Consider the following 22480-nt stretch of genomic DNA (forward strand, 5'->3'; position numbering starts at 1 on the left):
TGTATCCTCTTATAACTTTATTTTAGAAGCCCTTTTCTATGCAGCTTCACTTTAAATTGGTATTACACATAATTCATAACATGTTTTACATATCTTTATATATTGAGATTATGTAACTTGTAATTAATACCAATTTTGTTCATATATGTCAACTCAATAAAGGTAATATCTCATAAAAAAAATATATCAAATTTACGTTTACTTAAGTATCTAAATACCCCTTTTGATAGATTCTATAGATAAAACTAATTATATCTATAGATAGATACATAGAGACATGATGATACTCGAATATTATCTATGACAAGAATTTAGACTCTAAGTAAAAGCACATAGAAGTTGTGCAAAATTTGAAGGAAACAAATTTACCTCCTACTCTAGGCTCGATAATCTATTAAATAAAAAGCAGTTGTGTTCTATGGGAACAATATTTCTCCCGCTACCACGTGCTACATCTATAGCTGAAGCGGCAGGTATTGAAAAACAAGCAGGCTTTATGCCCTAGTAAAAATCAAGCTATTCTCCGCATTTAATACGAGTTAGCGCAAGCAATGAAGGAAATATAAATGGATTATAGACAAGCTAGCCAACGCTCTGCCGACAAGAGCAAATTCAAAATCGTTGCGCTGTTCAAAGAAAATGAGCATCCGACTTCTGACACGGCGCCGCTAGTGTTTACTTTGTATTAATTAATGAATTGTAAAATTTTTTAATTAATTAATTTCACGTTGCCAAAGAATACCTGCAATTCGTGTCACTCCGGCTTTGAGATGGCGCCGATATGTACTAAAGGGTAAATCTAGTAATTCTGCTGCTTGTTCTTGAGTGGCAGCAGGGTTTAAGTAAGTATTGTAGACCGCGCGGTAGAGTTTTTCATCACGGGGAGATGATTGTAAAGATTCTGCAGTTTGTTTGATAAGAGTTTGCAAAGCGGTAAGGCGATTTTGCACTGTGTCTGTATCAGCATTTTCTACTGTAGAAGAGAATACTTCATGTACGCTTCGCGAGCGCAATAATGGATTATTTTGTAATATGTCGGGACGAGTAAAGTTACGCAATGCATCCTGCACCGCCTCTACAAAATACTCTTGACTGAGAACCAATAGAGGTTGACTATTTGAGGAACTAGGTTCGATTTCTGCTTCGGCAGCAACTTCTCTATGTGCTAAAAGTTCGCGCCATGCTGCTGGTGAAACTACTCGCCAATCATGTCCATAAATTCCATAGCGCCGTTCCCCAACTTCAAAATCAGCTTCTTTTAGTCGCGTTAAGTCAAAGTAAGTTAACATTGGCGCCCAAGCATCAGGTTCAGCACAGGGTAGAAATGTATATGCTAGTCCGGGTGTATTCTGAAAATGCTGAACAAAATTAACGAAAATCAGGCTTTGAGTCGGAGAAACAGCTTGATAAGTATCTGCTGCCATCCAGAAACGAAAGATAGTTGCACCTTCATTAGAGCGTAATGGTGCATGGTTTTGCAAGTAACGCCAAGCTGAATTTGCACCTGGATCAACTTTCAAGTCCTCGCGACTAGCTTCGTGCAAAGCCACCATTATCGCAAATCCCGCTATTTGGTGCTGCGAATCTCGAAATATAATTACATTTTGCGGTTGACGTTGCAACCAGTGTACGGCTATTTTTGCTGATTCTTCCCCTTCATATTGCTTCACCATTACCAGCAATTTATCTCTGTCAGTTTCCCGCAGCGAGTCTGTCAATAAACTACTGTGTGTACCCCAAGTGAAACTGGGACGAATCGCCGGATTCTCATGATGCAGAAAAATATAGTCAAATAGCACTCGATGCTTTTCTTGACCCTGAGTTTGCCCTAAACGTTTGCTGTAGTAGTTTCGCGCTTTCTGGTGCAGTTGAGTGTAAAAATCGGGGTTACGCCACCGCAAGTCAGCAATTAAGATTTCTCGTGCCAAATCGTGAGGAAATAAACCTAATGATCCTGATTCGATAAAAGATAATCCTCGCAACCACTCAAATAAATCGTGAACTTCTGGTAAATCTAGTATTTGTATAAGTAATGCTTCAGTAGTTAGGCGTACCACAGCACAAGCTTCTAACGCCATCCGGTGTGCTGGTGTCGGTACTTCTTTAATAAATCTTTCCAGCAATGCTTTGACAATATCGGGTGCTGATTCGGTATGAAAAGGTATTTCTTGCGTCTGGGCAAATACATCTGCAACCAATGATAATGCTAGAGGATGCCCGTGAGTAAAATCGAGAATTTCCCGATGTTTGACAATCGGAATCTCTTGTCTTTGCAAATAAGTTTGGCTTTCTTCTCGATTTAGGTTGCGTATAGACAAAGTGTTAATCAAAGCTTGCCAACCCGGATCGCTACGCCAAGGTAAAGAGGGAGGATTGCGTCCGGCAATGATGATCAAAGTATTTTCAGATAATTGCGGTAAAAATTCTTCCCGCAACCAGTCATCCAAAGCGGCAATGTTTTCATAAGTATCAATAAAAATAACATGGCGCCGCTCTTGATCTGCCAAAAACTTTAGCGGAGAATCTACTTCACTTAATCCGAACAATAAACGTAAAGCACTAATGAATGATTCTGGTGATGGTTCTAAGTTTCGTGATTCAATATAAAAACTTGGAATTCTTGATTGCTGACAAATTTGAGCAAATTGCCTTACAATGCTTGTCTTGCCTATACCACCAGGACCAAATAAGTGCAAAACATGAAAAGGTAGCTGTGGAGATGCAATCGCCTTTTGAAACAGCTCAAGCTCAACACCACGTCCAACAAATTGACGTTGCCGTTCAGCACTAAGTCGTTTTGACAGAGATGCCATCATCTTTCCTCAACTTTACATATTTTCCTTTAATCGATGTATATAAAAAAAGCTATACATTTCATTACATTTTTTAAAAGTTATCATGTGCTAACATAGCGTGGCTTCTACTAATGGATAGTTGACATTATGTAAATATTATGCAAGTTGCAACTTGAAAATAGTATAAAGCTTTTTGGCTAATTTTTCACAAAGTCAACACCCTACTTCTTAACTCTTTAGTACAAGGTGAAACACAGAGATAGCTGCCAGAAAATATACAGTTTTATTCACTTTACGAGCCAGTCCTTGAGAAGCTTTAATCAGGGGGTAGATAATGAAGCCAATTGCCAACGCCTCTGCAATAGAGTAAGTTAGGGGCATGGTCAAAACAATTAGGAATGCGGCAATTGCTTCTGCTGGATCATTCCAATTAATGTTTTGCACGCTACTCATCATCAAAAAACCTACCATAATCAATGCAGGCGCCGTAGCGAAAGCGGGAATTGCTGCAAATAACGGTGTAAATAACACAGAAAGCAGAAACAGGGCTGCCACTACCATAGATGTGAAACCACTCCGTCCCCCCTCGGATATACCGGAGGCAGATTCTAGATAGGTCGCGCATGGGGAAGTACCCATCAATGCTCCAAAAGTTATGCCTAAACCACCTGCTAACAAAGATTTTGTCGCACGAGGCAATTCACCATTTTCGTTAATGTAACCAGCCTGTTGTCCCAAACCAGTGAGGGCGCCGATGGTGTCGAAAGAAGTTACAAATAAAAAGGTAAGTGTGACAGACACAAAGTTCCAGATTTGCTTGGGTGTAAGGTAACTAAAGCCTGTGAAGTCCTGACCCATCAAACCTTGTGGCCATTCAGGTAGGGCGATAATTTTCTGGGGACAAGGAGCAATGCCTAGTATCCAACCTAAGAGCGCTGTAGCCAAAATACCCCATAACATCGCTCCTTTAATCTGACGTGCGACCAAAGTAGCCGTAAGCAATAAACCAAAAGCTGAGAGTAAAGTTGCTGGTTCCCTGAAGGAGCCAATAGTTGTTAACGTCGCTTTACTGGCAACAATCATACCTGCTCCCAAGGTAGGAGCTTCAGGGACACCAGAAAGACCAATGTAGGCGATGAACAAACCAATACCTGCCACAGTGGCATGTTTGAGGGAAGCTGGAATTGCTTTGATAATTTGGATATGGATATTAGATAGAATCAAGCCGATAAAAATTAAGCTTTCAATCAGGACAGCCGTCAGCGCCAGTCGCCAATTCATCTGTAAGTCCAACACAACTGAGAAAGCAAAAAAAGCGTTTAGACCCATTGCGGGCGCCAGTGCAAAGGGATAATTAGCCAACAGTCCCATTAGAGCAGTTGCAATCGCTGAGGAAACGGCAGTGGTAGTCAGAAGCTGATTGAACAAATCACCTGGCTGTTCGATAAATATAGCATTTGATAAGATTCTGGGATTCACAACCAAAATATAAGCCATAGTCATAAACGTTGTAACACCTGCTATAACCTCTGTTCGGTAACTAGTACCTAACTGTTTAAACCTAAAAAATTGAGGAACTGAGGTAGTTAAGATATATCTTGGCGTAAATAATTTCATAAAGTTCTTGGTAATATTCGATTTTTCGATTATTAAGACTTACAGATCGACATAGTGCAAATTATGCATACTTACATAAAGTAAAAAAATTAAGGACTGGAGTTAAAAACTAACTCCAGTCCTCTTTGGTAGTTCAGAGAGTGTTAGGTATCATAATGATGCCGGAATGAAGTACTAACATTCTCACCCTACTTGGGTCGCAGTATCTGTTACTGTTGCATTAACAGCTTGAAGACCAAGCTCTAATCCATTACCAACGCCATTTCCGTAATTCCCAGTTGCTATCAATGTATTTGATACTAAGTGAACAAGACCTGTTGTAGGTGTACCTCCGTTCCCTATACCATTATTAGCGCTAGCAACGCCATTTAGCAAAGTATCAGTGACGCCGCCACCTACCACTGTCACTAAATCTGCATCATTCAATTCTTCAAAAAGGTTAGATTGGAAACCAGCTATTTTAGTGTTAGACATAAATCTTCCTCAATTTTGTTTCAGTGTTTATACAGAGAAGCTATGTAATTATTAATATATATTACAATAACTTTTCTTCTATCTACTTATGGGAGGATAAAATCTATCCACCCAAAGGAGGATAAAACGTATCAAAAGATGACTGTTGGTTTATCACCTTATATGTTGTACCAAAATACATAGCTAGTACAATCAATTTATAACCAACTCCTACTAGAGTACCTTCTCTCAAACTTACCTGGTAGATCAAAAACTGTTCATTTCATGCTCATTTATTATTCATTTTCTATTAATTAGGAAAAATAACTTATGTAGCTTCAGTTTTTTAATCAACTCTTGTTGTCAGCGATTATTTTGTAAATTTGATGTGATATGCATCACTTCTTTTTTTATCTATGATGTTAGCAATGCTACGTTATCTGAAAAATTACTAATACACCTTGATGTGTTAGGGCTTTAAATATATACATCTTCGCCTTCACGTTGCAGCGAACTATTTACTAAAAAAACCCTACACATTAGAGCTTTAGGTATACAGTAATCCTATATAATTTGCAAAAATAGCAAAGCTTAGAATGACGAGGAATCTAAAATATTATTATGTGGAATAAAATTCCTGACTTATTAAATCAGTCGGGAATCTTGGAGGCTTCCAAGTATAAAAATATGTAAAATTTTCTTGTGGGTGGAGAGAAGTTGGCGGGGAGATGTTCTTCCCGCCAAACTTCGGGGCATCCTTGGCTGCCTCGCGTTTGGAACGGGCAAGGATGCCCATTCCACATTCCGGGAGAATTAAATTTTTGGAAGTTTTTAAGTTTTTGAAATAATTTACAAATCTGTTGCAAACCTGACTTTATTAAGAATAAATTGAAGTGCAGTTTCTTGTTTAGAAATAATGTCAGCTTTGGCATCCATTCCTGCTTGAATTACACACTGGCGCCCGTTATTTCCAAATGAGCGGCTCTCAGGTTTAATTGTCACTTCAAAATAGCTAGCAACACTGGATATTGCTCCACCTACACTGTTGGTTTGAGGTGTAATTGCATCTGGAGAAATGGCATTGACATTACCTTTAAGAGTACCGTAATCAGGATAAGGACAAGCATCAACTCGCAATTGCACTTTTTGACCAACTGCAACCTTTCTAATTTCAGTAGTAGGAATGTTTGCTTTAATTAATAGAGGAGCATTATCAGGAACAATTTCGGCAATAGATTCACCAACGCGCACAACTTGACCAGGGTTGCGTAGGTTTAACTTGAGGATAATGCCATCACTGGTTGCCCGAATTATGCTATTTTCAAGCGATTTTTTAACTTGTAAAAGTTCTTTGTTAGATTGATTAATTTGGTTTTGCATTTCAGCTTGCCGCTGAATTAAAGCTTGTTTCTCTTTATTCAAAGTGGCGATAGTTGATTCACCTCTAGCTCTCTCTTGAGTAATTTTTCCGCTCGCAATTGCTACCGCTGCTTTACTAGGATTAAGAGCGGCTTTTGCTGATGCAAGTTTGGCTTTAGCGATTTCAATAGCTTTTTTTTCAGTTTCAACTATTGATTTTGTCTGCATAACAACTAGTTTTTTCTGCTCAAATTCACGCTTACCAATGGCGCCAGCTTGCGAAAGCTGTTGGTAGCGTTCGCTATCAACAGTAGCAAATTCTAAATCTGCTTTAGCTTTTTGCAAGCTTGAATAAGCTTTTTGCAAGTCGGCTTGGGCTGCTAGAAATTCATTGTTAGTTTTACTTATTTGTTCAATATATAAACGTTGATTACGTTCCAAATCTGAAGAAGCAGCAGAAACTGAGCGCTCGCTCACTTTAGATTCAGATGAAATCTGAGTATCTAAAGTTTTAATTTGAGCGTTAATTTGAAATAGTTGTAGCATACCTTGCTGAATGTCGCCTAGCAGTTGGCTTTTTTTAATTTGTAGTTGCTCAGTATCCAACATAGCGAGCGCCGAGCCTTTTTTAACATTCTGATTTTCTTTAACAAAAATATTTTTAACAGTTCCTTCCATGTCTGATTGCACTACACGTACATCTCCTGTAGGACGCACAGTACCAGCAGCTTTCACGATAACATTGTATTTCACCCATGAACTAAGGGCGCCTGCACAGCCAACAGCACCAACTAGACATATTCCGGTTAATGATATCCAAGGACTAATAGGAGGCAGAAAGTCTGCACTATCAATTCCGGGAAATAATTTTTGATTGTGGCCAGAAAGCATAGCTTACTCCTAACAAATAAATAATTAAGAAATTAAAAAGTTCATATGCTCTCCTGGTTGAGAGCGTAGATCTGAAAGAGAACCTTGAATTTTCAACTTGCCCTGATCTAATAATATAATCCAATCAGCAAGCGACACTACCTTCGGACGGTGAGTAATCAAAATTGTAGTTTTACCCCGACGATGCTCAAATAATTGATCTAAAACTTGCGCTTCACTGACTGGGTCTAACCCACCAGTAGATTCATCTAAAATCAAAACTGGTGGATTTGTGACAATCGCTCTTGCTATAGCAAGTCTTTGACGTTGCCCACCAGATATATTGGCGCCAAACTCCCCTAGAATAGTTTGATATTTATCAGGTAATTTACTGATAAATTCATCAGCCTCAGCCACTTGGCAAGCTCTAACAATCTGCTCAAACGTTGCAAATGGCGCCCCTAAACGAAAGTTTTCCACAATCGAACGACTCCAAAAGTGAGGTTCTTGGGGAACAAGAACCACCTGTTGCCGTAGACAATCAAGAGAAAGGTCTTGCTGATTGTAAAGTCCAAGGCGAATATTTCCCGATTGCACAGGATATAACCCAGCAATCAGTTTAGCTAAAGTGCTTTTACCACAGCCAGATTTACCAATGATGGCGACAACTTTACCACCAGGAATAGTTAAAGAAAAATCTTCAATTAAATCTAACCTACCAGCATAATGAAAGTTAACCTTTGTACAAATAATATCAGCATCACCGGGGATATTTGCAAAAGGCTTTTTGCCATCGTCTTCATTTTCTGGAGTTGCATCTATAACTTCTGTTAGGCGTTGCGTGGCAGTTTTCGCACGAGTAAATTCATCGACAAAACCAATTAAAGTGCCAATTAAGCCAACAAAATTGGCATTCATTGAGTTAAATGCAAGTAGCTTCCCAATACTTAAATGTTCTACAGGGTTAATTACCAAGTTGCCACCAAACCAAAGTAGGATAACGCTACCAATACTAGAAAAAAAGCCAGAAAATGTATTATTAATAATCCCAATCTGAATTGTACGGTATGTAACATTAGCAAGACGACTAAATCTAACTTGAAATTCGTCCCAAAACTGTAGCCCCGATGTAGTAGTTTTAAGAGTCAGCGCGCCTTTAAAAGTTTCTACTAAAACACCTTGAGTTTCTGCTTCTTGAACTAAAAGCTCACGAGTTTTTTGTTGCAAGGTTGGCTGAAAGACTATTGTAGATAAACTCATCACTATAGCGACGAATACAGCCACTAATGTTAATTTCCAGCTATAAAAAACCATGAGGCTAAAAGAAACCAGCGCAATAAAAAATTGGCTAGGTAAACTTATGACAACTTGAGCGACTAACTGATTAATTTGGTCAATATCTCGCAAACGACTTACAATTTCTCCGCTACGACGCGCTTCGTAATAAGAAAGAGGTAATCGCAGAATCTGGCGCCCAAATTCCAGAACTAATCCTAGTTGCAAACGTTGAGCAAAGTGAGCAATTAAGTTAGACTGGACAAACGAAAGGCTGCGGGAAATAACATTCATTACTACTACAGAAATTGCTACAGTAGTCAGTAATTTTGTATCACCTCTAACTAATACATCATCCGTAAGAATTTGCAGCAAAAAAGGGGAAGCTAAAGACAGCAACCCCAAAATTAAATTTAGCGGTAAAACTTGCGCTAGAATACCGCGATAAACCCAAACACGCTTAAAGAACCGCCAAAACCCACCTACCGAGTCATTCTCATTGGCATAAAACTTTACTGGGTCGGGTTGGAGTAACAACATTAACCAATCTGTCCAACTTTCTGCTACCTCTTGAGGTGAAAGATAACGAATACCTACCGCTGGATCAGCAACTACACATTTTTTGCCTTTCTTCCCATATAAAACAACCCAGTGATTACCTTTCCAGTGAATAATTGCTGGTAGGGGCGCCTCCGAAATTTGGTTTAATAATTCTTTTGAAGTTTTCACAGCACGGGCATTAAACCCTAGTGTTTCTGCTCCCCGTTTCAGCCCCAACATAGTTGTGCCTAGTTGTCCAGTACCTACGGCTTCGCGGACATGATTTAGAGTGAAAGTGCGTCCATAATGTTTGGCAATTGTAGCTAGACAAGCAGCACCACAATCTTCTTCACTGTATTGTAAAACGTGAGCGTATCTCATAAATAAATGCTTGCCTCTATCCCTCTACTCCCAAGCACCATCATCCAAGGGAATTTAGTCAAGTAATGTAAATGTGTGTTTGCTGCAATCAACACTTTGTAAATAAGCAATAGAGGAGCTTTTCTCAAAATGATTCAAACATTGCTGAATCTTCTATAAACTGCGGTATGTATACTAAACTACATAAAAATAAAATTATTTATATATAGTAGCGTAAACTACTATATCACTTATCGGAATAATTGGGTAGCTCAAAAACTGTTCATTTTATGCTCATTTCTTGCTCATTATTAGAAAGATATAGAGCTACTATTTGATTTTTGAAAAACACTCCGGGTGGGCAATACCCACCCTATTTTTATTGTCAGTGATTATTTAAGAAATTTTATGTGATATACATCACTTATTTTTTTATATATGGTGGTGTATAGGCAAACCTATAACTTGCGATGTAGGTGCCTATACCCAATCCAATGACAATGCCTTAACTCAATCCCTCGCGCGAACGAACAATTAATTGCTGATCAAACAGTTATATCTCATTTGATGGTTTTTCTATGCCATAAATGTCGCATTTTTTGTTAATAGTATATAATAAAATTGCTTGCTTCAACAGCTTGTTAAATTTTTAATAAATTGAACTATATTTGCTAAATTTAACTGTTACGTATTGGCTCAAACTAGTTTGATTAATTAGGTTTACGGGGTTCTTACGTACAGCTTCTGATTATCAGGTGGTTTATTTCAAAATTGTTTACTACGATATATTTCAAAAAAAATTCTGTGCTAGTATCTCATATAAAATAATCACTTTTGTTTACATGAAAAAAGAAACATTGCCAGAAGCGCTTCTAAGACTTGGCTTGTTGTATCAAAAGATTAAACACCTTGATGTTAAAACGAAAACTAAAATAATGGCTGACCCGTCGCTACTACCCCAGTATATCAATGAGCGCGACCTCGACAATATTGCCGTTTAAAACCTTGACGTGTTTTACAAATTTTTTATACAGTTGGCTCTTTACTTCGTGCGGAAGAGCCTTGAAGAACTCGTAATCATTAAACGATTCCCTAAGTTGATTTATTAAGTGATTACTCACAGTTACACCATGAGTATTCTTTTGTTGCAACTGTTGAATTTTTAATATTGTTCTCCGTACCGCATCCTCAATAATTTCATCCTGCGGCATTTTCTGTAAATTTTCTAACCGAGTCTTTAATTCAACAATCTCTGGTGTTTCTTCAATATTTGGTTGATTGTTAACAGTGTAATTCTTTAGCTCAATAGCCCTTGCTGTCAAAGCATTATCAACAGCTTCGATAACCTTATCTAATGGAACTGCTGTTTTATTATTACATTCTGCATCACCGTAAATTCTTCGGCGTTTACAACGGATTCCATTAGTTTTTTTTCGGTCGTGAACATAGCACTTATACCCGCAAGCACCACAAATTATTTGCCCTGACAATAAATAGCGACCAACGCTGTTTGTATTGTTACCACCTTCAAAATTTTTCCCCCAAAGATTCTTATTCTCTGATAACTGCGCTTCAATCTGTTCATAAACTTCCTTTGACATTAAGGCTGTGTGAGTATTTTCTCGGATATCCCACTTTGAAGAATCTATGCGGCTTTTTCTAACACCGTACCGAGTATGACCTCTCAAGACTGGATTTCTGAACCAACCGCGTAGCCCTGGCGGTGAAAACTTAACATCATATTTCTTTCTGAAATATTGGACAGTGTTTCGTAACGACGCTTTATTTTCTAAGAAGTATTCAATTATTTCTGCCGCGATGCGATAGTGAGTTTTACCAGATTTATGTAAAGTCATATCCGGTTCATTTTTCTCATCAATTCTCACATAACCGAACGGTGGCTGTGGACATGCTTTGTTTTGTTCGCGGAAATACGCTAGCCCATGCTTTACTCTATTTTGAAGTAATCTTGATTCAAATTCTGCTAAACCTGCCATTTGGTTTAATGAGAACCAACCGAAAGGTGACGACGAATCATCAACTGGGGCATCAAGGATAATAAGCTTGACTTCTAATTCCTCGAACAAAGCTATTGTTTTACTTATTGTTATTACTGACCTTGCAAGTCTGTCAACACGAGTTACGATGACTTCTTTTATTTGACCCTCACGGCACATCGCTAACATCTTATTAAATTCCTTTCTAGTGTCGTTTCTCCCTGATTCAATATCACTAAAAATTAACACGGCGCCAGCTTTGTTTATCCGAGCTGTTTGCTGCTCCAATGCATCTTCTTGCTCGCCCGTTGACACTCTCACATAACCAACTCGCATCGACTTGCCCCAAACTCAATGTCAGAGCAGTTTACCACAAAAACTGGACGTGTAAACCCTTCACTTGTAGGTTTTGCTAATTATCTCGTACCACTAATGATAGGTGCCCGCGATATGGCATTTCCCCGCCTAAACGCAGCAGCTTTCTGGATGGTGCCCGTTGCAGGTCTATTATTAATGGTGAGCTTCTTCGTACCGGGTGGTCCTGCCCAAGCTGGTTGGTGGTCTTATCCTCCAGTTAGTACCCAAAACCCTACAGGCAATTTAATCAACGGTGAGTTTATTTGGCTTTTGGCAGTAGCAGTTTCTGGTGTCTCCTCTATTATGGGTGGCGTGAATTTTGTTACTACCATCGTCAAAATGCGGGCGCCGGGAATGACGTTCTTCCGTATGCCACTGTTCGTTTGGGCAGTTTTCAGCGCGCAAATTATCCAGTTATTTGGACTACCAGCATTAACAGCAGGCGCCATTATGCTACTGTTTGATTTGAGTGTTGGAACAGCATTTTTCAATCCAGATAAAGGTGGAAATCCAGTACTATTTCAGCATTTGTTCTGGTTTTATTCACATCCAGCGGTTTACGTAATAATACTGCCAATTTTTGGTATTTTCTCGGAAATTTTTCCAGTTTACTCGCGCAAGCCGTTATTTGGATACAGAGTAGTTGCAATCTCCTCACTGATGATAGCCGCAGTTAGTGCCTTGGTTTGGGTCCACCACATGTATGCCAGCGGCACACCTGGTTGGATGCGAATGGTGTTCATGGTATCGACGATGTTTGTATCGGTGCCAACTGGTATTAAAGTCTTTGCTTGGTTAGCAACAATTTGGGGTGGCAAAATTCGACTTAACACACCAATGTTATTTGCCTTGGGTGGCTTAATAATGTTCGTGTTCGCTGGTGTAGTGGGAATTATGCTCTCCTCTGTTCCCATCGACATCCATGTAAATAACACTTACTTTGTTGTCGGTCACTTCCATTATGTTCTTTATGGAACGGTAACAATGGGCTTATTTGCCGCCATCTACCACTGGTTCCCCAAAATGACCGGACGTATGTACTATGAAGGTTTAGGTAAATTACACTTCTGGTTAGCCTTCATTGGTACTAACTTAAACTTTTTCCCAATGCATCCACTAGGTTTACACGGAATGTTACGCCGAGTTGCATCATACGACCCCGAATACACATTTTGGAACATCATCGCTAGTATTGGTGGTTTTATACTTGGGATGTCAACATTACCGTTTATCTTAAACATGATTAGTTCTTGGATAAATGGAGACAAGGCGCCCGATAATCCTTGGCGTGCGATTGGTTTAGAGTGGCTAGTATCCTCACCACCACCCGTTGAAAACTTTGAAGAAATTCCCGTTGTTGTATCACCACCCTACGGTTACGGCATGAACGAGCCATTAGTAGCAGGCACCGGACACCAAGAATGATTTGGTAATAGTTAAAGGGGAAACACCTTTCCCCCTTACCCTTTCCCCCTTACCCCTCTTACTTACTAATCATGGAAAGTTCAATAAAAACCCATATACAGGCGCCACATGCACATGAACATGACGAAGAAGGAAATAAACAATATGGCTTCGTCGTATTTCTACTTTCAGAAAGTGTAATCTTTCTAAGCTTCTTTGCAGCGTACATAGTCACTAAACTATCTACACCAACGTGGCTACCTGCTGGTGTATCTGGTCTAGAAATTAAAGAACCAATAATCAACACAGTTATTTTAGTATCAAGTAGCTTTGTTATTTACTTCGCAGAACGCGCGTTACTACGTCATAACCTCTGGGGATACCGGATATTTCTGCTATTAACAATGTTAATGGGCAGCTACTTTTTATACGGTCAAGCAGTTGAATGGGGTGGCTTAGAATTTGGTTTTACCACAGGCGTATTTGGTGGTCTATTCTACCTACTAACAGGTTTCCACGGTTTACACGTTCTGACAGGTATTATCTTACAAACAATAATTCTCGCGCGCTCATTCATTCCAGGTAACTTTGATAACGGTCACTACGGAGTATACGCGACCTCGCTTTTCTGGCACTTTGTCGATGTGATTTGGATTATCTTATTTATCCTAATTTACGTCTGGCAATAAATAACCGTAGGATAGGCATCTTGCCTGTCCTGCTATATAGTTACTATTACTTTAACTATCTTACTTTGTTTCGCTCAATTTTGTAAGTTTAGAAACCTATTTGAGTCAAGTCGCCTGTCTATAGACATATACAAGCAAGAAATCAAGTGTTAATAAAAAAATAAGCTTTTTTATACCACTTCTGAAGGATAATAAAGAAATATACTTACTTTATTACAAATAATAGTGTTTTTTTACTAAAGACGTAAAAAATTCACTGTTCAATAATAAAAGTTTCATTAAGAGAACTCCACGAAAAAAAAGGCTTACTCTTAAAAGGCGCCTTCTTAAAAACGGAGTAGCTCTGAAAAGCCTGACTGTCAGTATTATTAGCTTGATGATTCAGAGGCAGTTTTTCCTACAATTTGTTTTTTAGTCATGCCAAATCCTGCGACTAACTCTTTGCGCTTGATAATTAAGTTCAGCAGGCGCCTGTTCTACTTGAATCTCTGGTGCTGAATTATCTAATTTTACTGCTGTTTCTGAATCGTTAATATATTTTTGCTCTGGAACTTGAGTTTCCATCATTTTACTCCTTTTTTCCTAATCAAAATTATTTTGATACAATTGCTGTTTGCTTATCGACTAATGCAAAAAACTTGAGCATTAACTTTGTGTTATTAACACCATTGCCACATTTTTAAACTAGCTTTACATCAACCATTTGTATGAGGTGTTCTCTCTCAAAAGTCATAGAGTTATTTCATTATTTAGAAAAAATAAGTATAGTAAAATACAAATGCACTCCAGAGATAATTGATATTTATAATTTTTTACTTATATTAAATGCGATTTAGTACAAAATCACTATTGTGACGACTTTCATTACTTACATTTAATGCTAGAAAATAGTCACGTATTTTTGCTAGAATCTAGTCACAGTTTTGCAAAGAAAATTCTTTGGAACTGAGTTACAACTTAATTTTCACTATATTTGAGTACTGCCTTACATAATTATATAAGTATATAAATTAAAGAAATGTAGAACTAAATAAACTAATTAACTCATTCCTTAGAAAGATGCTGATAATTAGTTATATTCTTAACTTTGTAATTGAAGTAAAGAAAAAAACGAAACAATGGCGTTCTAACCTTTACGTGTTTCATTAAGATTCAAAGTGAGGAAATAATATGTTCCATACACTAACTGCTTTGCAATTAGTACAAATCCCGGTTAGAGGTGACGTTTTAACAGCAGAAGAAGCTTCACTAGTTTTTTCTGGTCCTAAATTTTTAGTAGCTTTGTTTGCGGGTATATTGATGACGTTTGCTTTTCAATTACTACTGACAAATCTCTCAGTTGCTGTAGGTATTTCGGCTTTAGGAAGCTCAGGTTCAGATTCTGACGAGTCGGAAAGCTTGGGTAGTACAGTTCGTAAAGTTGAATCCACTGTTGGCTTATGGGCACTTATCACTTCAAGTATTGCTTTATTTGCTGCTAGTTTTTTAGCAGTAAAACTGAGTTTAATTGAAAATGCCTTTTTAGGAGCAACCATTGGTGTAGTCATCTGGTCTGCGTATTTTACGCTGATTATGTGGTTAGGTTCAAACGCTGTAGGTTCTTTAATTGGCTCTCTTGTTAGTACTGCAAAGGGCGGTATGCAAGGGATAATGGGTACAGCTTCTGCTGCTTTAGGCGCCAACGCGGCAAAACAGCAAATGGTGTCTACTGCTGAAGAAATTACAGCGGCAGTTCGACGTGAGTTAACTTCAGGATTTAACCCAGATAGTATCAAAAATACACTTTCTAGTTCTTTAAGCTCTTTACAGTTACCTTCACTAGACGTTAAAGAAATTGGCAATCAGTTTGAAAAAATTCTCAAAGATGCTGATTTAGGGTCTATTGCGGATAATGACTTACTTAAAAATATTAATCGCCAAACGTTTGTTGATTTAATTAGCAGTCGTACAGATTTTTCCAAGGAAGATATTAATCGCATTGCTGACCAACTTGAAGGCGCCTGGAAGCAATATAATCAGCAAAATCCTACAGACCAAGTAATCAAATTACTTTCCTCTGCAACACCTGAAGATTTACAACCTGAGCAATTGAGTCAACGTCTTCAAGAATTGGTTACAGCAGGAGTCAGGAATGGTAAGCAAGGTAATGGTTTACTAAAGCAAGCGATTGAAGTTGGTGTAGGTAGTGCTTTACCAGTGGTTCTCAAAAAAGTAGACTTTTCTAATCTAGATGTAGATAAAGTTACAAGTCAGTTGCAGCAAGTCTTAAAAAAAGCTCAAAACGTAGATGTTGAGAAAATTACCTCACAACTGCAAAAACTAAAAGACCAAGCCACTCAACAGGCAAGTCAACTTGGCAGTACTGTAGCTCAAAAATTGCCCGCATCACCCAGCAACACGATTAAAGCAGATGTCGAAGAATATATTCTCGATTCTTTGCCTTGGCATTTCAACCGCATTACTATTAAAGATGAATTCCCAGAAGTCATCTACGACTCAAACGCAAACCCCGCAACCGTTCAGCGCCAGTTAGAAGACCTTAACCAGGACTACTTTACTAACTTGCTAAACCAACGAGGTGATTTGAGTGAAGCAAGGGTTAAAGAAATAGCGGGAGAAATGGAAAGTATCCGCGCGTCCATTTATGAAACGGTGCAACAAGCAGCAGCACGAGAAAAATCCCAAGACATTCGTACTAAAGTTGAAGATTATCTACGTTCAACCGGAAAAGCTGAACTTAGCCCAGAAGGTATTGAGCGAGATTTAAGTAAGTTGCTTGAAGACCCAGAAGTTGGATTTGATGAGTTAAGCGTGCGTTTCAAAGAATTTGACCGCGATACCTTGGTGAAATTACTTGCTGTACGCCAAGATATTAACGAAGAGGAAGTTAATAATATTGTTAGCCAACTCGAACGCACTCGCGATAATGTCTTAAATAAAGCGAACGAACTTCAAGAGCAGGCAAAAGCAAAAGCTTCGCAAGTGCGCCAAAGCGTCGAAGATTATTTGCGGAATACTAACCTTGAAGAACTTAACCCTCAAGGTATTGAGCGCGATTTTGGAAAATTGCTCTCTGACCCTCAAGCTGGATTATCTGCTTTACGTGGAAGATTATCGCAGTTTGACCGCGAGACTTTGGTAAAATTACTCAGTCAACGCCAAGATTTGAGTGAAGAGCAGGTAAACCAAACTATTGATAACCTGTTGTCAGTGCGTGATCGAGTTTTGCAAGCTCCTCAACAAGTAGCGGATAAAGCTAAAGAACAGTACGAAAAAACAACTACTACTATTGCTGAATATCTCCGCAGTACCAACTTAGAGGAACTTAACCCAGAAGGTATCCAGCAAGACTTGCAAAAACTATTTGAAGACCCCAAAGCTGGCACCAATGCATTAACCGACCGACTATCTCAAGTTGATAGAGAAACGCTAGTTAAGCTATTGTCTCAAACGGGATTAAGCGAAGAGCAAGTTAATCGCACCATTGACACTGTAACTGAAGCTATCAATAACATACTTAAAGCACCACGGCGCCTAGCAAACCGTGCAACTAGAGGAGCTTTCGACTTTGAACAAAGTCTTGAAAAATACTTGCGTAACACTAATAAAGAAGAACTCAACCCCGAAGGTATCAAGCGCGACTTACAATTATTGCTATCTTCCCCCCGCGCAGGAGTATCATCTTTGGGTGAGCGCGCATCTTTAATCGACCGTTCGACAATTGTAGCTTTATTGTCCCAACGTGAGGATATTTCGGAAGAAGAAGCAAACCAGATAGTAGACCAAATCGAATCAGTTCGCAACTCTATTGTTGAACAATTCCAACAAATTCAGCAAAGAGTGCAGTCAGTTATTGATGGCGTTTTTGGTAAAGTTCGTGAATATCTCAACTCACTTGAGCGTCCCGAACTTAACTACGAAGGTATACAACAAGACTTTGCCAAATTGTTTGACGACCCGCAAGCAGGATTTGAAGCCTTAAGCGGGCGCCTTGGTCAATTCGACCGTGATACCCTAGTAGCTGTCCTTAGTTCGCGCTCTGATATTTCCGAAGCGCAAGCTAACAAAATTATTGATCAAATTGAAGCCTCGCGCGATAAGGTATTACATCAAGCCGAACGCATCCAGCAAGAAACACAAAAACGCCTCAACGCTATTAAAGAACAAGCGCAAAAACAAGCAGTAGAAACTAAAAAAGCTGTTGCAGGCGCCGCTTGGTGGGTATTTAACACCGCTTTTATCTCTTTAGTAGCTTCAGCAATTGCCGGAGCAATAGCAGTAAGAGCAAGTGACTTTTTTGTTTAAAAGTTTAGTAAATTCATAGTAAAGCCTCTCATCGGAGAGGCTTTTTTATACTTGTATCACAAACTAAAATGGGTTACACAAATATTATTTCTATGAATCTAAATAGACTTTGTATTATTATAACTAAAGTCGTATGCAATAAATAATATTCTCTATCAAAAGAAGGGTTAAACTATTATCTTTAGTCGTTAAATTAACAGAATAAATAATCTTTTTTACTTAAGGAGTTAAAGAATCATGGTTGAAAATACAACACCTCGACTAAATCCTCGTTTATCCGAAAAAGAGAAAAATCCTGAATTAAATAAACTCCTAATAGGTGGAATTATTGGCGGTACATTGGGTTCAATAGCTGCTGCTATAGCAGGAAAAAGAATTGCTCAGGGCTTTAACCATACTACCAAAGGTCTAGAAGGCGCCGCCAAGACAATCGGTGGGGGTTTGTCCCAGACAGCTAAAGGTGTAGGATATGCAGTTAAAACTGTAGCTGAAGGAGCTACCCATGCTGTTGTCGGTGGTAAAATCGATACAGCACAAAATACTACCTTTGATGCTAATCAGTCAGTTCAGTACGTAACTGATACATTTAATTATGGCGCCCAAGACACTGACCCATCAGAAACTCTAAGTATTCAAGACTCTGACCAAGCAGTAATTAGCACCTCTGAAACCGAGAAACTAGAAGATACTAGTGCTTCTATTGAAGATGCAACTGATATATGGAATGACGGCGCCCAAGACACTGACCCATCAGAAGCTCTAAGTATTCAAGACTCTGACCAAGCAGTAATTAGCACCTTGGAAACTGAGAAACTAGAAGATACTAGTGCTTCTATTGAAGACGCAACTGATATATGGAATGACGGCGCCCAAGACACTGACCCATCAGAAGCTCTAAGTATTCAAGACTCTGACCAAGCAGTAATTAGCACCTTGGAAACTGAGAAACTAGAAGATACTAGTGCTTCTATTGAAGACGCAACTGATATATGGAATGACGGCGCCCAAGACACTGACCCATCAGAAGCTCTAAGTATTCAAGACTCTGACCAAGCAGTAATTAGCACCTTGGAAACTGAGAAACTAGAAGATACTAGTGCTTCTATTGAAGACGCAACTGATATATGGAATGACGGTGCCCAAGACACTGACCCATCAGAAACTCTAAATCTTCAAGACTCTGAGCAAGGAGTAATTAGCACTTCGGAAACAGAGAAACTAGAAGATACTAGCACTTCTATTGAAGACGCAACTGATATATGGAATGACAGTGCCCAAGACACTGACCCATCAGAAGCTCCAAATATTCAAGACTCTGACCAACTAATAATTATTGCTTCAGAAACCTCAGAAGGCGAAGATACTAGTGCTTGTGTTGAATATGCAACTGATACATTTAATTATGGCGCCCAAGATACTGACCCATCAGAAGCTCTAAATATTAAAGACTCTGACCAACTAGTATTTATCACTTCAGAAACCGATAAACCCGAACATATTAGTTCTGAGGCAGTTTTTATTTTACCCATAGATACTGGAATTCAAGTAATTTCAATCGATACAATATTGCTAGAGGAAGAAAATAATCTAATTGATAGTGATTCAGAATAAAGAAAAGGGGATGGAAAAAATAATTTTCTATCCCCAACTCAAAAATTAATCAACCAATAACAGGAGACGAAAAACAAAATTAGTATTTCGCGTATGAATATTTGTGAGAGTCAATTAAATTGACTATTACTAAAGCATAATTAAACCTCCTATTTTTTAAAAACTAAAAACTTTTACGCTTGGGAGTAAGTGGGCATTTTTAGCCCACTTTGTAATAGCCCACTTTGTAATTTTTACTGCGTCTTGAAGAGAGAGTAAAAATCTTATTTTTTCTTCTCACCAGCAACTATTTCAACGTTACCTTTTTTCAGCGCTTCAAGAGCTTCACCTTGAGCGTCTTCTTGTTTTTTCTCTGTGTCAGCAGCATTAGTAGCTGTGGCAATAAGTTTTGCAGCGTTTTCTTCGCTTTCAAGAATACCGAATTCAATCAACAAATCTTCTAACTCATCCATCTCAATTGGTGTGGGGATAGCAAGATTTGTATTGTTGATGATCTTCTCGCCTAATATGCGGTATTCATTTGATTGGTTACTATCTGGTGCATACTCGTTGACAGTCATCCGACGCAACTCAGCGTGTTGAACGATGTTATCGCGGGGGACAAAGTGAATCATATGGGTGCTTAACCGAGCAGCTAATGTGCTAATCAGTTCGTCTTCTCGGTCAGTATTACGACTATTACAAATCAAACCACCTAAGCGCACACCACCAGTATGAGCATACTTGAGAACACCACGAGCAATGTTGTTGGCAGCGAACATTGCCATCATTTCACCCGATGTCACGATGTAGATTTCCTGAGCTTTCCCCTCACGAATCGGCATTGCGAAACCACCACAAACTACGTCACCAAGAACGTCATAAGATACAAAGTCCACATCTTGGTAGGCGCCGTTTTCTTCTAAGAAGTTAATCGCCGTAATAATCCCACGACCAGCACAACCTACACCAGGTTCTGGACCACCAGATTCGACGCATCTAATATTGCGGAAACCTTCAATCACCACTTCTTCAAGTTCGATGTCTTCTACAGCACCACGTTCGGCTGCTAAGTGTAATACAGTAGTTTGAGCTTTACAGTGAAGAATTAAGCGTGTGGAATCTGCCTTTGGGTCGCATCCAACAATCAAGATGCGTTTCCCAACTTCTGCCATTGCAGCCAGAGTATTTTGGGAAGTGGTAGATTTACCAATACCACCTTTACCATAGAAAGCGATTTGTCTAATATTGTCTGACATGATTAATTCTCCTAGAATTGTTTGGATTGAGTGGGTCTACAGTCATGAATTGAATAATGTACGTACATCTTATATTTCGGGAATGAAGTATATTAGTACTGTTCACTTGTAGAGACAAAGCAGGTGGCGCCCGCCCCACTGCAAAAGTATGAATGTTTGACAACATAATGCTCAATAATTTATTGCTAGTATGACAAAAGTCCAGATTTGATCCGTTCGCAGTTTAAATACTAAATATCTGCTACCAAAGCGATGTTTCAAAGTACCGAGCAACTGTTAAACTGGTACTTGTCAAGATACGAATTAATCTTTCTCTATTCAAAACAAATCTTCGACTTTACAACCAAGTGCCTTAGCCAACCGCAAGGTTATAGCAACATTGGGAGTCTATTGTCCTGATTCAACGCCACTTATAGTCTTTATAGTCTAAAGAGTAACATCGGCAAAATTTGCTAAATCTTGCTGGCTCATCCCTAGACGAATCCTAATAGATTTTAGATTTTTACAAAGGTTTGTACCTTGCTTCATAGTTATTGAAGAGGAAGTGTATAGCAGTAAACTATGATAAACGAAGGTAAATGTGTTGGAACAACTAAGTTGAACTTTTTAGTTAAACTTTTAATAAATATCTAGCTTTGACTTCAAGACTAGTAACACTTTTAGAATCTTTTATCTTTACTTAATAAATTACAGAAAAGTTTACAATTTTTGTTAACCTTTTACTTTTATTGTAGCCAGTACAGCGTACATTTTACTAAAATCTTTGCTGTTTTTTAATCTGCTTTTAGTCAAAAGCTATACTTATTTATAAAATAAACGCTGCTCTCAACCTTTCTACGACAAGCATAACACACACATTGCTAAAATTCTTACACTTAAAAAATAAATAAATCAGTCAATGATTTTTAAAGTCTTTATTTTTATCAATGAATAATTGCTTAAAACTCAACTTGATTGCTGCTGGGTTAATGATACCGAAAAATTACTTATATTCAAAGGTTAAATATAAACATAAGCTCAACTAAAAAAACATTTAGCTAGTTTACTATGGTATTTATCTAAACACAAAACATATTAAATATATGATAAATAATATTTCCCATCACAAAATTAGTTTGAGTGACAAGAGTTACCATATTTTGTTTACTTATGCCAAGGCAGTTTACCAAAGGGTTTATTTTCAGTAAAATTACTGTGTACAACGTATTTTTTTAGCAGTTATGTTTTACGTATAATAAATGTTTTGTATAAATTCTGAAGTATGACTAATTTAGTTCGATTACTAACTGTTGCCTTTTTTGTATTAGGCGTTACATTTCCTTCTTTAGCTAATAACAAAAAGGATTATTACAACAAAAAGGTAGAACAATTTAAAGGAGATTCGGCACCAGAAAAGTGTCCTGAACAAAAAAGAAAGCAAGGATACTTTATATATGTCTTATGCCAAGTTAAAGGAAAACCAGTATATGTACAGATAAATAGTACAGAAGCATCAAAAGGTGATGAGAGCGGAGCTTTGGATGTAGCTACATTTGAATACAAGAATGGGCAGTTAATTCAAGTATCCCAAGTAGATTTTCAAAGATATGGCTTCCGAAATAATAGATTAG

Annotated in this window: 14 protein-coding genes and 1 pseudogene; 6 read left to right on the forward strand and 9 right to left on the reverse strand. The window is 38.3% G+C overall.

Going from position 1 to position 22480, the window contains the following annotated elements; all coding sequences use genetic code 11:
- Nucleotides 1-566 precede the first annotated feature (566 nt).
- The gene (locus tag AC2JBO_RS28440; protein ID WP_496956987.1) at nt 567-689 is read left to right on the forward strand and encodes a hypothetical protein; all 123 of its coding nucleotides are present in this window, start codon (nt 567-569) and stop codon (nt 687-689) included.
- Between the two features lie 24 nt (nt 690-713).
- Here the strand turns inward: AC2JBO_RS28440 and AC2JBO_RS28445 are convergent, their stop codons facing one another.
- From AC2JBO_RS28445 to xisF, 6 genes are all read right to left on the reverse strand, one after another.
- A complete protein-coding gene (locus AC2JBO_RS28445) occupies nt 714-2816 on the reverse strand; it encodes an ATP-binding protein (RefSeq protein WP_496956988.1) in 2103 nt (700 codons plus the stop codon).
- 207 nt (nt 2817-3023) lie between these two features.
- Nucleotides 3024-4412, reverse strand: coding sequence for an NCS2 family permease (locus AC2JBO_RS28450; RefSeq protein ID WP_496956989.1), 1389 nt, complete (start codon nt 4410-4412; stop codon nt 3024-3026).
- Between the two features lie 183 nt (nt 4413-4595).
- Nucleotides 4596-4886: a hypothetical protein gene (locus AC2JBO_RS28455; RefSeq protein ID WP_496956990.1), complete on the reverse strand. Its 291-nt coding sequence runs from the start codon at nt 4884-4886 to the stop codon at nt 4596-4598.
- An 828-nt stretch (nt 4887-5714) separates the two neighbouring features.
- On the reverse strand, nt 5715-7115 hold the full coding sequence (locus tag AC2JBO_RS28460; protein ID WP_496956991.1) for an HlyD family secretion protein: 1401 nt from the start codon (nt 7113-7115) through the stop codon (nt 5715-5717).
- Nucleotides 7116-7139: 24 nt separating this feature from the next.
- The gene (locus tag AC2JBO_RS28465) at nt 7140-9290 is read right to left on the reverse strand and encodes a peptidase domain-containing ABC transporter (RefSeq protein ID WP_496956992.1); all 2151 of its coding nucleotides are present in this window, start codon (nt 9288-9290) and stop codon (nt 7140-7142) included.
- A gap of 932 nt (nt 9291-10222) precedes the next feature.
- Nucleotides 10223-11587 (reverse strand): fdxN element excision recombinase XisF, encoded by a 1365-nt coding sequence (gene xisF, locus AC2JBO_RS28470; RefSeq protein WP_496956993.1) that lies wholly within the window; start codon nt 11585-11587, stop codon nt 10223-10225.
- 33 nt (nt 11588-11620) lie between these two features.
- On the opposite strand from xisF, the gene AC2JBO_RS28475 reads away from it, so the two are divergent.
- Nucleotides 11621-13048, forward strand: coding sequence for a cytochrome c oxidase subunit I (locus tag AC2JBO_RS28475; RefSeq protein WP_496956994.1), 1428 nt, complete (start codon nt 11621-11623; stop codon nt 13046-13048).
- Between the two features lie 71 nt (nt 13049-13119).
- Entirely contained in the window at nt 13120-13716 is a 597-nt protein-coding gene (locus AC2JBO_RS28480) for a cytochrome c oxidase subunit 3 (protein WP_496956995.1), read from the forward strand.
- 411 nt (nt 13717-14127) lie between these two features.
- Here AC2JBO_RS28480 and AC2JBO_RS28485 read toward each other — a convergent pair whose 3' ends face one another.
- Nucleotides 14128-14283 (reverse strand): hypothetical protein, encoded by a 156-nt coding sequence (locus tag AC2JBO_RS28485; protein ID WP_496956996.1) that lies wholly within the window; start codon nt 14281-14283, stop codon nt 14128-14130.
- Nucleotides 14284-14886: 603 nt separating this feature from the next.
- Here AC2JBO_RS28485 and AC2JBO_RS28490 point away from each other — a divergent pair.
- Both AC2JBO_RS28490 and AC2JBO_RS28495 read left to right on the forward strand, forming a co-directional pair.
- The gene (locus AC2JBO_RS28490; RefSeq protein WP_496956997.1) at nt 14887-18021 is read left to right on the forward strand and encodes an MFS transporter; all 3135 of its coding nucleotides are present in this window, start codon (nt 14887-14889) and stop codon (nt 18019-18021) included.
- 237 nt (nt 18022-18258) lie between these two features.
- A complete protein-coding gene (locus tag AC2JBO_RS28495) occupies nt 18259-19632 on the forward strand; it encodes a hypothetical protein (protein ID WP_496956998.1) in 1374 nt (457 codons plus the stop codon).
- A 263-nt stretch (nt 19633-19895) separates the two neighbouring features.
- On the opposite strand, the gene nifH is transcribed toward AC2JBO_RS28495, so the two are convergent.
- A complete protein-coding gene (nifH, locus tag AC2JBO_RS28500; protein ID WP_496956999.1) occupies nt 19896-20870 on the reverse strand; it encodes a nitrogenase iron protein in 975 nt (324 codons plus the stop codon).
- A gap of 321 nt (nt 20871-21191) precedes the next feature.
- Nucleotides 21192-21398 (reverse strand): annotated as a pseudogene (locus tag AC2JBO_RS28505) (helix-turn-helix transcriptional regulator); the annotation flags it as partial.
- A 733-nt stretch (nt 21399-22131) separates the two neighbouring features.
- On the opposite strand from AC2JBO_RS28505, the gene AC2JBO_RS28510 reads away from it, so the two are divergent.
- The coding region (locus tag AC2JBO_RS28510) for a hypothetical protein (protein ID WP_496957000.1) at nt 22132-22480 on the forward strand (349 nt) is incomplete at its 3' end.

The sequence above is a fragment of the Calothrix sp. CBUCES-K 9914 genome (assembly GCF_059640475.1).

Coding starts and splice junctions, on each gene's coding strand:
- AC2JBO_RS28450 (WP_496956989.1), bottom strand. CDS start 4,412: ATGAAATTATTTACGCCAAGATATATCTTAACTACCTCAGTTCCTCAA.
- AC2JBO_RS28490 (WP_496956997.1), top strand. CDS start 14,887: ATGTTCCATACACTAACTGCTTTGCAATTAGTACAAATCCCGGTTAGA.
- nifH (WP_496956999.1), bottom strand. CDS start 20,870: ATGTCAGACAATATTAGACAAATCGCTTTCTATGGTAAAGGTGGTATT.
- AC2JBO_RS28465 (WP_496956992.1), bottom strand. CDS start 9,290: ATGAGATACGCTCACGTTTTACAATACAGTGAAGAAGATTGTGGTGCT.
- AC2JBO_RS28475 (WP_496956994.1), top strand. CDS start 11,621: ATGTCAGAGCAGTTTACCACAAAAACTGGACGTGTAAACCCTTCACTT.
- AC2JBO_RS28460 (WP_496956991.1), bottom strand. CDS start 7,115: ATGCTTTCTGGCCACAATCAAAAATTATTTCCCGGAATTGATAGTGCA.
- AC2JBO_RS28445 (WP_496956988.1), bottom strand. CDS start 2,816: ATGATGGCATCTCTGTCAAAACGACTTAGTGCTGAACGGCAACGTCAA.
- AC2JBO_RS28440 (WP_496956987.1), top strand. CDS start 567: ATGGATTATAGACAAGCTAGCCAACGCTCTGCCGACAAGAGCAAATTC.
- AC2JBO_RS28495 (WP_496956998.1), top strand. CDS start 18,259: ATGGTTGAAAATACAACACCTCGACTAAATCCTCGTTTATCCGAAAAA.
- AC2JBO_RS28485 (WP_496956996.1), bottom strand. CDS start 14,283: ATGATGGAAACTCAAGTTCCAGAGCAAAAATATATTAACGATTCAGAA.
- AC2JBO_RS28455 (WP_496956990.1), bottom strand. CDS start 4,886: ATGTCTAACACTAAAATAGCTGGTTTCCAATCTAACCTTTTTGAAGAA.
- AC2JBO_RS28480 (WP_496956995.1), top strand. CDS start 13,120: ATGGAAAGTTCAATAAAAACCCATATACAGGCGCCACATGCACATGAA.